Annotated in this window: 13 protein-coding genes; 2 read left to right on the forward strand and 11 right to left on the reverse strand. The window is 69.1% G+C overall.

Annotated features, from left to right (window positions below):
* The first annotated feature begins 150 nt into the window (after positions 1 to 150).
* Positions 151 to 1068: a glycosyltransferase family 2 protein gene (locus tag QZ588_RS16480; protein ID WP_295544031.1), complete on the forward strand. Its 918-nt coding sequence runs from the start codon at positions 151 to 153 to the stop codon at positions 1066 to 1068.
* A complete protein-coding gene (locus tag QZ588_RS16485) occupies positions 1065 to 2120 on the forward strand; it encodes an NAD(P)-dependent oxidoreductase (RefSeq protein ID WP_295544032.1) in 1056 nt (351 codons plus the stop codon). The genes QZ588_RS16480 and QZ588_RS16485 overlap by 4 nt, the downstream gene beginning before the upstream one ends.
* Before the next feature lie 53 nt (positions 2121 to 2173).
* Here the strand turns inward: QZ588_RS16485 and kdsA are convergent, their stop codons facing one another.
* The 11 genes from kdsA to dapF all read right to left on the reverse strand — a co-directional run bounded on the left by kdsA (position 2174) and on the right by dapF (position 12270).
* A complete protein-coding gene (gene kdsA / locus QZ588_RS16490; RefSeq protein WP_295544033.1) occupies positions 2174 to 3049 on the reverse strand; it encodes a 3-deoxy-8-phosphooctulonate synthase in 876 nt (291 codons plus the stop codon).
* A 263-nt stretch (positions 3050 to 3312) separates the two neighbouring features.
* Positions 3313 to 4974, reverse strand: a complete 1662-nt coding sequence (gene ubiB / locus QZ588_RS16495; RefSeq protein WP_295544034.1) for a ubiquinone biosynthesis regulatory protein kinase UbiB — start codon at positions 4972 to 4974, stop codon at positions 3313 to 3315.
* Positions 4975 to 5101: 127 nt separating this feature from the next.
* Positions 5102 to 5755, reverse strand: coding sequence for an SCP2 sterol-binding domain-containing protein (locus QZ588_RS16500; protein ID WP_295544035.1), 654 nt, complete (start codon positions 5753 to 5755; stop codon positions 5102 to 5104).
* Entirely contained in the window at positions 5752 to 6498 is a 747-nt protein-coding gene (gene ubiE / locus QZ588_RS16505) for a bifunctional demethylmenaquinone methyltransferase/2-methoxy-6-polyprenyl-1,4-benzoquinol methylase UbiE (RefSeq protein ID WP_295544036.1), read from the reverse strand. The genes QZ588_RS16500 and ubiE overlap by 4 nt, the downstream gene beginning before the upstream one ends.
* Before the next feature lie 130 nt (positions 6499 to 6628).
* The gene (locus tag QZ588_RS16510; protein ID WP_295544037.1) at positions 6629 to 6991 is read right to left on the reverse strand and encodes a DUF971 domain-containing protein; all 363 of its coding nucleotides are present in this window, start codon (positions 6989 to 6991) and stop codon (positions 6629 to 6631) included.
* Between the two features lie 185 nt (positions 6992 to 7176).
* Complete coding sequence (hslU, locus tag QZ588_RS16515; protein WP_295544038.1) at positions 7177 to 8508, reverse strand: ATP-dependent protease ATPase subunit HslU; 1332 nt, start codon at positions 8506 to 8508, stop codon at positions 7177 to 7179.
* Positions 8509 to 8694: 186 nt separating this feature from the next.
* The gene (gene hslV, locus QZ588_RS16520) at positions 8695 to 9237 is read right to left on the reverse strand and encodes an ATP-dependent protease subunit HslV (protein WP_295544043.1); all 543 of its coding nucleotides are present in this window, start codon (positions 9235 to 9237) and stop codon (positions 8695 to 8697) included.
* Positions 9238 to 9444: 207 nt separating this feature from the next.
* The gene (locus tag QZ588_RS16525) at positions 9445 to 9696 is read right to left on the reverse strand and encodes a glutaredoxin family protein (protein ID WP_295544039.1); all 252 of its coding nucleotides are present in this window, start codon (positions 9694 to 9696) and stop codon (positions 9445 to 9447) included.
* 25 nt (positions 9697 to 9721) lie between these two features.
* On the reverse strand, positions 9722 to 10678 hold the full coding sequence (gene xerC / locus QZ588_RS16530) for a tyrosine recombinase XerC (RefSeq protein WP_295544040.1): 957 nt from the start codon (positions 10676 to 10678) through the stop codon (positions 9722 to 9724).
* A gap of 27 nt (positions 10679 to 10705) precedes the next feature.
* On the reverse strand, positions 10706 to 11443 hold the full coding sequence (locus tag QZ588_RS16535; RefSeq protein WP_295544041.1) for a DUF484 family protein: 738 nt from the start codon (positions 11441 to 11443) through the stop codon (positions 10706 to 10708).
* Positions 11440 to 12270, reverse strand: a complete 831-nt coding sequence (gene dapF / locus QZ588_RS16540; protein ID WP_295544042.1) for a diaminopimelate epimerase — start codon at positions 12268 to 12270, stop codon at positions 11440 to 11442. Before dapF ends, QZ588_RS16535 begins: the two co-directional genes overlap by 4 nt.
* Between the last annotated feature and the right edge of the window lie 140 nt (positions 12271 to 12410).

Consider the following 12410-nt stretch of genomic DNA (forward strand, 5'->3'; position numbering starts at 1 on the left):
ACCACCATGGCCGAGTTGGTCGATGCCATCGGGCCGCTGGATCAATGGGTCGCGAGGGACCATGATGCGCTACTCGCCGAGTGAACGACCCGGGGCGGATTTGTGGGGATACCTCAGGGTCCGACCCCATTTTTATTGATGCATTGGCCTATGGATAAAGCGGATGATGCGACGCCGGGCGAGCCTCGGCTCGCCGTGGTGGTGGTGAATTACAACGCCGGTGCGCTGCTGGCGGATGCGGTGGCGGCGGTGCTCGCGAGCGGCGTGCGCGTGGAAGTGGTTGTGAGCGACAACGCCAGCACGGATGCCAGCCTGGAAGAACTGCGGGCGCGCACGGGGGGCGATGACCGCGTACGGGTGCTGCCCAACGGCGCCAACTTAGGATTCGCGGCGGGCAATAATCGGGCCCTGGCGCTGACGACGGCGCCTTACATGCTGTTTCTGAATCCGGATTGTGTGATTGCACCGGGCACCTTGGCGCAGATGCTCGCGTTCATGGAGGCCACGCCAGCGGCGGGTATGGCGGGCTGTGTGATACGCAATGCCGATGGCAGTGAGCAGCGGGCGAGCCGGCGGCGTATCCCGGATCCCTGGATCGGGCTGGTGCGCTTACTGCACTTGCACCGGCTGTGGCCGCGGCTGACGGCGGGGTACCGCCTGGACCTGACAGACCAGCCGCTCCCCGACACTCCAGTGGTGGTGGAGGCCATTTCCGGATCGCTGATGTTGGTGCGCCGCGCGGCGCTGGAGGCGGTCGGGCCGCTGGACGAGGGGTATTTTTTGCACTGCGAAGATCTGGACTGGTTCGTGCGCTTTCGCCGCCACGGCTGGCTGATCTACCTATTGCCGCAGGTGCATGCCGTGCATCACCAGGGGGCGTGCAGCCACGCTGCACCGTTGCGGGTCGCGTGGCACAAGCACCGGGGCATGGCGCGCTTCTACCATAAGTTCCAGCGTGAATCCCATCACTGGGTGTTCAATGCCATGGTTGTGGTGGGCATCTGGGTACACTTCGCGCTGGCGGCGGGCGGCGTGGCCCTGCGGCGGTTGTTGGGCGGGTATCGATGAGTCCTGCGCACGGCGCGGCGGCGTTGCCCCTGGCGGGCGTCAGCGTGCTGGTGACCGGTGCCACCGGCGCGGTTGGTCGTCGCCTGGTGACGGCGCTGCTGGCGGAGGCCGCACGGGTATCGGTACTGACGCGCAACCCGGACAAGGCGCGGGCGCTGTGGCCGGTGGATGCGGTGCGGGTGCGGCCGGGGGACGTGACCGTGCCGGCGAGCCTGGGGCCGGCGTTGGCCGGCGTGGAGGTGGTGTTCCATCTGGCGAGCCATCAACCGCCGGTCGGTGCCAAAGATCTCTACGGGCAGCCGGCCCATTGGGCGGTGAGTGCCGAGGGGACACGGCACCTGCTGACGGCGGCGGCTGCCACTGGTGTTTCGCGGCTGATCTATTTGAGCAGTGTAATGGCCGTGGGCGCCGGCCCGGTTGGGGCTCGCGCGGCGCTGGATGAGACCGTGCCCTGTGCGCCCGAGACGCGCTACGGCCAGGCCAAGCTCGCGGCCGAGCGGGCCGTGCTGGCGTTTGGGACGGCGCGGCCGCAGCGGGTGCATACCTGCGTACTGCGCGTGCCCATGGTCTACGGCCTGCCGGGGGCGGGCAATATCGAGCGCTTGGTGGCGGCCGTGCGCCGACGGCGCTTTCCGCCCTGGCCGCGCCAATACAACCGGCGCTCGGCCGTGCATGTGGACGATGTGGTTGCGGCATTGCGGCTTGCGGGCACCCACCCACAGGCGGCGGGCCGCCTGTACTTTGTGACTGACGGCGACGCCCATTCCACCCGCTGGCTGTTCGAGACGGCTTGCCAAGCATTGGGACGTGATGTGCCACGCTGGACCGTACCCCTTTGGACCCTGCGCGCGGGCGCGCGACTGGGTGACGCCGTCGAGCGCCTGAGCAACCGCGCTGCGCCACTGAATACGGTGAGCCTGCGAAAGCTGACGGGGGATGCGTGGTTCAGCAACGCACGCATCGCGGCGGAACTGGGCTTTGTACCCCGACACCACCTCCGGGATGAGATCGAGCGGCTGGCGCAGTCGCTGCGGGCCCAGCCGCGGGCCTAGCCGCTGGCGCAGTCCGTGGCTGGCGCATTGGTGCCGTATGGGGGCGCATTCGCCTAGTGCGGCAAGCTGGGCTGCTTACGCGCCCTGTCCAGCGCCAGCAGCGTCATCAGCAGGTCCTGCAGCGTATCCAGCCGGATGGAATTCGGGCCGTCACTGGCGGCGTGATCCGGGTCGTCGTGCACTTCCATAAAGAGGCCGGCGACACCCACACCCACCGCTGCCCGGGCGATGACGGGCACGTATTCGCGCTTACCGCCGGAGGCGTTGCCGAGCGCCCCGGGCATCTGCACGGCGTGGGTGGCGTCCATGATCACCGGATAGCCGGTCTTGGCCATCTCATAGAGGCTGCGCGGGTCTACCACGAGGTTGCCGTAGCCGAAAGTGACGCCGCGCTCGACCAGGGCCAGCTGGGTGCAGCCGGTGGATTCCAGCTTGGCCACCACGTTGGCCATGTCCCAGGGCGCCAGGAACTGCCCTTTTTTGACGTTGACGGTGCGGCCGAACGCCGCGGCGGCCTCGCCCACGGCGACCACGAAGTCCGTCTGCCGACACAGAAAGGCCGGGATCTGCAGCATGTCCACCACTTCGGCGACGGGCCGGCACTGGGCCTCGGTGTGCACGTCCGTGAGCACCGGGCAGCCGACGGTGTCGCGGATGTCGGCGAGGATGGCGAGGCCCTGCGCCAGGCCGACGCCGCGGCGGCCGGACAGGCTGGAGCGGTTGGCCTTGTCGAAGGAGGCCTTGAAGATATACCCAATGCCAAGCGACGCGCAGATGGCGGAGACCGCCTGGGCCAGCATCAGCGCATGCTCGCGGGATTCGATCTGGCAGGGGCCGGCTTGCAGGACGAAGGGCAGATCGTTGCCGAGGACGATGCTGTCGGTGACGGCGATGTGCTTGCCGGGTTCAGTCGGTTCGGGATGGGTCATCTTGCGCAGCGCAGGGGTATCACGGGAATTTACCACCGGATGCTACAGGCCGCCGCTGTTGCCAACAATGTGAGCCGCGAGCGCCGGCGGGCTGTTCAAGCCCGGATCATGCGCGGCGATAACCACAAAAAGGTGTCGTGACTGCGGCGCATGCGCCGGTGGATGACGGTGGGGCGGGAACCGACACCGCTGCGCAACCAGTACTTCGTCATGCGCTGGGACTTCCCGCACATGCCCGCGGCGCCGGCCAGACGTGCCGGGCGCTAGCGGCCGCCGGCGAACAGTGAGCGCCAGAACAGCGCAAAGCTCATCAGCAGCATGGCGCCGGCGGCGGCGGGCAGCAGCCAGGGCAGCTCTGCCCAGGGCTCGCCGAACAGCAGGATGGCGCTGGCGAAGCCGGCGAGACCGAGGGCGCCGAAGGTGGCCAGCAGGCGGCGGTTGTTGTCGCCCAGGTTGCGGCGGATGGCCTTGAGGTCGCCGGTGGCGCCTTCGGGGTAGACGGCCGCCTGGGCTTCCAGCTGGTCGATGATGCGGGTGAGCGCCACCGGTATCTCCGGCAGCCGCTCCGCCAGCGCCGGCCAGTTGTAAGCGGTGCGCTCCAGCAGCCGGCGGGCGCCGATCTGCTCGCGCATCCAGCGCTCCATGAAGGGCTTGGCGGTGGTCCAGAGGTCCAGCTGTGGGTAGAGCTGGCGGCCCAGGCCCTCGATGTGGATCAGTGTCTTCTCCAGCAGCACCAGCTGCGGCTGGATTTCCATGTCGAAGCGCCGGGCGGTCTGGAACAGGTTCACCAGGAAGCTGCCGAAGCCGATCTCGGCGATGGGCTTTTCGAAAATGGGCTCGCAGACGGTGCGGATGGCGGATTCGAATTCTTCCACCCGCGTGCCCCGCGGCACCCAGCCCGATTCCAGGTGCAGCTCGGCGACCCGGCGGTAGTCGCGGCGGAAGAAGGCCAGCAGGTTTTCGGCCAGGTAGCGCTGATCGTCCCGCGTCAGCGTGCCGACGATGCCGAAGTCCACCGAGATATAGCGCCCGGATGGCTCGACGAAAATGTTGCCCGGGTGCATGTCGGCGTGGAAGAAGTTGTCGCGGAACACCTGGGTGAAGAAGATCTCCACGCCGCGGGTGCCGAGCCGGCGCATGCTGATGCCCTGGGCCTCGAGCGCGTCGACGCGCGAGACGGGCGTGCCGTAGATGCGCTCCATCACCATCACGTTCGCCCGCGTCCAGTCCCAGTACACCTCGGGGATGTAGAGGTCCTCGCTGTGCTTGAAGTTGCGCCGCAGCTGCGAGGCGTTGGCCGCCTCGCGCTGCAGGTTCAGCTCGTCGAAGATGGTCTTCTCGTACTCGCGCACCACTTCCACCGGCCGCAGGCGCCGCCCGTCCGGCCAGTAGCGCTGGGCGAGGCCGGCGAAGGCGTACAGCAGGTCGACATCGCGGCGGATAATCTTCTCGATGCCGGGGCGGAGCACCTTGACGATGACCTCCCGCCCGTCCTTGAACTGCCCGGTGTGGACCTGGGCGATGGAGGCGGAGGCCAGCGGTGTTTCTTCGAAGGCATCGAGCACCGACTCCACCGGCCGCCCCCAGGCCTGCTCGATGAGCCGCCGGGCCTCGGCGCCCGGGAAGGGCGGCACCCGGTCCTGCAGGCGGGCCAGCTCGTCGGCCATGTCCAGCGGCAGCAGATCGATGCGGGTGGAGAGCAGTTGGCCGAATTTGATGAAAATGGGCCCGAGTTCCTCCAGCGCGAGGCGCACGCGCACGGGGTAGGGCGGCAGGTCGCGCTTGATCCAGTTCCAGGGCGCCAGGCGCACCAGCAAGCGCAGCGGCCGCAGCGGCGGGATGGACACGACCACTTCGTCCAGGCCGTGCTTGAGCAGCACGAGGTTGATGTGCAACAGGCGCAGTGCCTGCGGGATGCGAAGCATGATCTGGGGATGGGTCCTGTGCGCGGGGTCGAACGGCGGTGGCTGCTTGGGCGCGGCGCGGCGGCGGATCAGCCGGGTCGCCGCGGCGATGATGGACGGCCGTGAGCGGCGGGCGTGCGGCCGCCGGTCAGCGCCGGTGCTGTTGCGCCAGGCGCTCCACCCGCGCCGCGAGGCGCTCGACGTCGTCGCGCAGGGTGTCCACGGCGGCGAGGAAGGCATCCAGCTGTTGGCGGCTCGGCACCACGGCGGCCTCTTCCTGCAGGTACTCGCGCAGATTTCCGCGGCTGACGTCGCCGCTGCGCCGGGCCCAGCGCTCGCCGGCGCGCACCCGTTCCATGAGCCCATGGGCCAGGGTGTCGCCGAGGCGCTTGGCGAGCAGCTCTTCCCAGTCGATGTCCAGACCCTGAAAGACCTCGCCCAGGGTCTGCGCCACGCGGTTGTCGCCGTCGATGCGGATGGCACCGGCGAAGACGGCGTCCTCGCGGTGCGCTGAGGTCACCATGCCCAGCAGCGCCACGGGGCTGGCGTGCACCACGCAGTCGGGCTCGGCGTCGTAGGTGGCGTAGAGGAACAGGCGCGATTCGCCGGGCAGCACATAGATGCGCGTGCCGAAGCCGGTGAGCACCACCTCCAGCACCTGGCCCTGGACGGCAGCGAGGCGCGCGGCCCCCTCCGCATCCAGCGCCAGCACGGCGTTAATGGTGGCTTCGGCGGCGGCGAGCAGGGCATCGGGCAGTTGGATGCCGTTGCGCACTGCGGTGTTGTCGGCGTCGTCCGTCATAGCTTGTAGCCGCGGTGGATGGCGACGATGCCGCCGGTGTGGTTCTCGTAGCCGGCGCGCTCGAAGCCCGCCTGCTCCATCATCCCGAGCAGGGTGTCCTGGTCGGGGTGCATGCGGATGGACTCGGCCAGGTAGCGGTAGCTCGCCGAGTCGCCGGCGACCAGGCGTCCGAGGGCCGGCAGCACCGCGAAGGAGTAGGCATCGTAGGCCTTCTCCAGGGGCTTGGTGGTGGGATGGGAGAATTCCAGGATGAGGGCGCGCCCGCCCGGGCGCAGTACCCGGTACATCTCGTTGAGCGCCAGCTGTTTGTGGGTGACGTTGCGCAGCCCGAAGCCGATGGTGATGCAATCGAAGCTGTCGGATGCGAACGGCAGGGCTTCGGCGTTGGCTTGCACATAGTCCAGGTTGCCCACCCGCCCCGAGTCCACCAGCCGCTGGCGGCCCTGCTCCAGCATGGCCTGATTGATGTCGGACATCACCACTTCGCCCTGGCCGCCGACGATGCGCGAGAAGCGCTCGGCGAGGTCGCCGGTGCCGGCGGCGAGGTCGAGCACGCGCTGGCCCCGGCGCACGCCCGCCATCTCGATGGTGCGGCGTTTCCACAGCCGATGGATGCCCAGCGACATCAGGTCGTTCATCAGGTCGTAGCGGGATGCGACGGAGTCGAACACCGCGCGCACCCGCTCCTGCTTTTCCCCGACCGGGACTTCCTGGTAGCCGAAATGCGTCTTGTCGTCGGACATGGGTGGGGTGCCTTGGCGATCAAAGGGCCTATTCTACGGGGTGCCGGGAGCCGGGCGATAGGCGCGTGCGCCGGGCGCGGGGCTTGGCAGCAGACGCTGGGGGCCGGGCGCCCGCCCGCGGCGTCGCCCGTCAGCTGGGGCGGACCTTGCGCTGGTAGCCGGCCTTTTCCAGCTCGCTCAGGTAGTCTTTCCAGAGTCCTTCCTGATTCTTGCCCAGGCTGTAGAGGTACTCCCAGGAGAAGATGCCGGTGTTGTGCTCGTCGTCGAAGTGCAGACAGACGGCGTAGTTGCCCACCGGTTCGATGTGGTCGATGTTGACCTCTTCCTTGCCCGTTTGCAGCACCCGCTGGCCCGGGCCGTGGCCCTGCACCTCGGCGGAGGGCGAGTACACCCGCAGCAGCTCCACGGGCAGGGTGAAATGGGCGCCGTCGTCGAAGGTGATCTCGAGCACCCGGGAGTTGCGGTGCAGGTTGAATTCGGTGGGGGTGGGCATGGGCTGACTCCTTAGGACAATGGTGTGCGCAAACAGCCGATGAAATGGGCCGAAAGCAACGCCGCTTCAACGCCAGCGGACCGGCGTGGCGCGACACCCGTGGACGTCGGCCGATGCGTCGGCGGCGGCATCGGCGGCGTGTGGCCCTGGCGGCGTCTGGCCGGCACCGCGTACCCGGCACCCGCCTACAGGATGTACTGCGACAAGTCCTCGTCCGCCGCCAGCTCGCCCAGGTTCTGGTCCACATAGGCGGCGTTGATGGTGACGGTGACGCGGTCCAGCTCGGCGGCGTTGAAGGAGATGTCTTCCAGCAGGCGCTCCATGACGGTGTGCAGGCGGCGGGCGCCGATGTTCTCGGCGTGCTCGTTGACCTGGTAGGCGATCTCCGCCAGGCGGCGGATGCCGTCGTCGGCGAAGGTGATCTTGACGCCTTCGGTGGCGAGCAGGGCCGCGTACTGGTCGGTGAGGGACTCGTCCGGCTCGGTGAGGATGCGCACGAAGTCGTCGGTGGTGAGGGCGTCCAGCTCCACACGAATGGGCAGGCGGCCCTGCAGCTCGGGGATCAGGTCCGAGGGCTTGGCGAGCTGGAAGGCGCCGGAGGCAATAAACAGGATGTGGTCGGTCTTGATGGCGCCGTGCTTGGTGGAGACGGTGCTGCCTTCCACCAGCGGCAGCAGGTCGCGCTGCACCCCCTCGCGGGAGATGTCGCCGCCGCCGACGGTCTCCGCCCGGCGGGTGACCTTGTCCAGCTCGTCCAGGAAGACGATGCCGTTGTTCTCCACATTTCTGAGCGCCCGCTGCTTCATGTCCTCTTCGTTCACCAGCTTGGCGGCTTCCTCGTCCTTGAGCACCTTGCGGGCGTCGGCGATGCGCATGCGCCGGCGTTTGGTGCGGTTGCTGCCGAGGTTCTGGAAGAGTCCCTGCAGCTGGTTGGTCATTTCTTCCATGCCGGGCGGTGCCATGATCTCGACGCCGAGGCTGATGCTCACCTCGACGTCGATCTCTTTTTCGTCCAGCTCGCCGGCGCGCAGCCGGGTGCGGAATTTCTCCCGGGTGCCGGCGCCGGCGCCGGCGCCTTGGCTGTCTTCTTCGAAGCCCGAGGGCTTGGGCAGCAGGGCGTCGAGGATGCGCTCTTCGGCGGCGGCCTCGGCCTTGCCGGCGTTGGCCTCCATGTCCTTCTCGCGCTCCATCTTGATGGCGATGTCCGCCAGATCGCGCACGATGGACTCCACATCGCGCCCGACATAGCCCACTTCGGTGAACTTGGTGGCTTCGATCTTGATGAACGGGGCCTCTGCAAGGCGCGCGAGCCGGCGGGCGATCTCGGTCTTACCGACGCCGGTGGGGCCGATCATGAGGATGTTCTTGGGCGTGATCTCCGAGCGCATGGGCTCGGGGATCTGCGCCCGCCGCCAGCGGTTGCGCAGGGCGATGGCCACGGCGCGCTTGGCGGCGTCCTGGCCGATGATGTGCTTGTCGAGCTCGGCGACGATGCGCTTGGGGGTGATGTCGGACATGGCTGCCTGCGAGGGGTCGGGGCCCGTGCGGCGTGCTGCCGTCGGCGGGCGGGTGGGTGCGGGGGCGGCGGCGGTTGCAGCAGGGCGGAGCGCTGATCACCGGGGGTTGCGGTTATGGTCGCGCGCCGACGCGACGCCACCCCTTGGGGGGTCACGGCCGCATCGGCGGCGCCCGGCGGCACGGCACTAGTCTGCGCCGAGCGCCTCCAGCACCAAATTGTGATTGGTATAGATGCAGATGTCGGCGGCGATGCCCAAGGCCTGCTCGACGATCTGCCGGGCGGACAGTTCGGTGTGCTCCAGCAGCGCCCGGGCCGCCGCCTGCGCAAAGCCGCTGCCGGAGCCGATGGACATGAGGTCGTACTCGGGCTCCAGCACATCGCCGGTGCCGCTGATGATGAGGGAGGCGTCGCGATCGGCGACACAGAGCATGGCCTCCAGGCGCCGCAGCATGCGATCGGTGCGCCAGTCTTTGGCCAGCTCCACGGCGGCGCGGGTGAGGTTGCCCTGGTGCTTCTCGAGCTTGCCCTCGAAGCGCTCGAACAGCGTGAAGGCGTCGGCGGTGGCGCCGGCGAAGCCGGCGAGCACCTGCCCCTTGTAGAGGCGGCGTACCTTGCGGGCGTTGCCCTTCATGACCGTCTGCCCCAGTGAGACCTGGCCGTCGCCGCCGATGACCACGGCGCCGTTGCGGCGCACACCGAGGATGGTCGTGCCGTGAAATTGTTCCATTGCGCTTGTGTCGTGCTCGGGCATGGGGTGCTCCGGGCCGCCGTGGGTCACGGCCCGGGTCGAAATCCGCCATTGTACGCCGAGATGGCCCGGACGGCAGTAGGGCCAGCGTTGCCCGAGGTCATGCGCGCGGGCGCCCGCCTGGGGCGACGGCGGTGGCTCGGGGCGAGGGCTCCGGGTAGCGATTGGGTTGAGCGCGCACCACCCCTAGCCACTGCCGCCGCCCTTGCCGTACAGACGCCAGAAGCGTTGCTCGTCGAAGCCGTCGAGGCGCGCGTCGCCGATGAGCAGCGTTGGGACGCCGCGGGCGCCGAGGCGCTCCAGCGCTTTGCGGGCACGGGGGTTGCGGGTGATGTCCATCTCCCGGTAGGCGATGCCCTGGCGCTGCAGGAACGCCTTTGCACGCTTGCAATGTGGGCAGTTGCCGGCGCTGTAGAGGACGACGCGCTTGGCGGGCATGTCATTGACTCGGCGGCGGCCGCGCTCAGCGCTTGCGCTTCGCCCGCGGATGGGCGTTGTCGTAGACCTGGGCCAGGTGCTGGAAGTCGAGGTGGGTGTAGATCTGCGTGGTGCTGATGTCGGCGTGGCCGAGCATCTCCTGCACGGCGCGCAGGTCACCGGAGGACTCTAACAGGTGGCTGGCGCAGGAGTGGCGCAGCAGATGCGGATGCAGGTTGTGGGTGGCGGCGCGGCGCTCGGCCCACAGCCGCAGGCGCTGCTGTACGGTGCGCGGGTGGATGCGCCGGCCCCGGGCGCTCACGAAGAGCGCCGGCTCGTCCTGCGCCGCCAGGAGGCCGCGCACCGCAAGCCAGCGCTCGATGGCGGCGAGCGCAGCCCGCCCCACCGGCACGCGGCGGGTTCTGGCGCCCTTGCCGAGGACGGTGAGTGTGGCGTCGGCGGGGTCGATGTCGCGGGTGTCGACGCCGATGAGCTCCGCCAGCCGCAGTCCGGAGGAGTAGAGCAGCTCCACCATGGCGGTGTCGCGCAGGCCGAGCGGCTCGGTGTCGCCGCCCTGATCCGGGCCGGCGTCGATGAGTGCGCCCAGCTGGTCGGGGTCGAAGGTGTTCGGTAGCCGCCGCCTGGCCTTGGGCGGGCGGACGGTGCGCGCCGGATTGTGCGTCGCGGCACCTTCGCGCAGCAGGTATTCGAACAGGCTGCGCAGCGCCGAGAGCTCCCGCGCCAGGGTGCGCGCGGACAGGCCTGCGCGGTGGCGGTCCGCCACATAGCGGCGCACCTGGCCGTCGCTGAGTGCGGTCCAATCGGGCAGCGACTGCTCGGCCCGCCAGGCGAGCAAGCGCACGAGGTCGCGCCGGTAGTTGTGCAGCGTGTGCGGAGAGAGCCGGCGCTCGTGCGCGAGGTGGTGCAGGAAGGCGTCGAGCCAGGGGTCGCCGGTGGCGGCCGCGGCGCGGTTGGGGGCGGCGGTGTCGGTGTGCTCTGGCATGGACAGGCGATGGCGCTGGCGGCGGCGCTAACCCCGGCGGTGGGCCAGGTCGGTGAGCTTGGCGCCGGCGATGGCCCCCAGGCGATCCAGCAGCTCGGTGCCCATGTCGGCGGTGAAGCGTTTGGGGTCGCGGCTGCCGATGGCCAGCACGCCGCCCTGCGCGGTGCCACGCATGGGCACCAGCGCCGCGGACTGAACCCTCTGCGCATCGGCGCCGAACAGCGGCTGCGCCTGGCCCGGCGACAGCGGTCCGCAGACGGAGTGGTCGCGGTCGGTGAATGTTGCGAAGGCCTGCAGCACCGGGTCGCTGGCGCGTTGCGCGGGGTCCACCGGGAAGAGCTTGATGGCCACGGCTTCGGCCTTGAACTGCTCACGCAACACCGCATCCAGCGCCGCGCAGGCCCGCTCCAGGTCGGGCACGGTGATGAGCTGTACCGTGAGCTCGTGCAGCCGGGCGGCGAGCCGGTCGTACTCGTGCGCCCGCGCCAGCAGGTGGTTGAGCCGACTGCGCTCGTTGGCCAGTTGCTGGCGCAGCACCGCCACCTGATGCTCGATCAGCGACACGGCGCCGTCGACATCGTGGGGGACCTGCAGTTGCGCCAGCACGTCCGGGTGGCGTGTGAGGAAATCGGGATGTTGCAGCAGGTAGCCGGCGATGGCCTGATCGTCGTCGGCGGCAGCCGGCGCCGCCGCCGCCGTCATGGGGGCCTCGCCCGGCACCGGCTCACGGGACGATGAATCCCCGGATCTTGGGCGGCTGCTCATAGGTCGATGTCTCCGTCGAACACGTGAGTCGCGGGCCCGGTCATCTGCACCGGCTCGCCCACACCGTCCCAATGTATCACAAGTGTTCCACCCGGTAGCGTGACTGCAACGTCAGCGTTGAGCGCATCCCACAAACGCCCCGCTACCACGGCTGCGCAGGCGCCGGTACCGCAGGCGAGTGTCTCGCCGGCACCACGTTCCCAGACTCGCAGACGGCCCCGGCCGCGGTCTTGGATTTGCAGAAAACCCACATTCGTCCGGTTCGGGAAGCGGGCATGGTGCTCGATGCGGGGTCCGAGCCGGGTGACGGGGGCCTGGTCCACATCGGCCACCCGCAGCACCGCATGGGGGTTACCCATGGAGACGGCGCCGATGGTCATGCGGCCGTCGTCCACTTCCAGGGTGTAGGCGATCGCCTGCTGCGCGGCGATGAATGGGATCTCCGCCGGCGCGAGCCTGGGCACCCCCATATCCACGCTCACCTGGCCGTCCGGCCGCAGCCGGAGCAGGATGGGGCCGGCGGCGGTGCCCACGGGGATCTCGGTTTTGTCGGTGAGGCCCGTATCGTGGACGAAGCGGGCGAAGCAGCGGGCGCCGTTGCCGCACTGCTCCACCTCGGTGCCGTCGGCATTGAAGATGCGGTAGTGGAAGTCCGTCTGCGGCAGCCGCGCGCGCTCCACCAGCAGCACCTGATCGCAGCCGACGCCAAACCGGCGCTCGGCGAGCTGCGCCACCAGCGCGGGCGTGAGGGCGATGCGCTGGCGCACGCCGTCGAGCACGACGAAGTCATTACCCAGGCCGTGCATCTTTGTGAAGTGAATGCGCATGGCGCGGGACCGGGCGCTGGTGCTGGGGCTGGGGGGCAGAGCGATCGAATGCCGGTGCCGGACCCTAGGAGCCTGTCCGACTTAGGCTCAGGATTCGGTCTTATCCGTGTGCTACTGCCAAAAAATATACGAATCGGTTT

This window comes from uncultured Thiohalocapsa sp., assembly GCF_913062725.1.
Lineage (GTDB): Bacteria > Pseudomonadota > Gammaproteobacteria > Chromatiales > Chromatiaceae > Thiohalocapsa.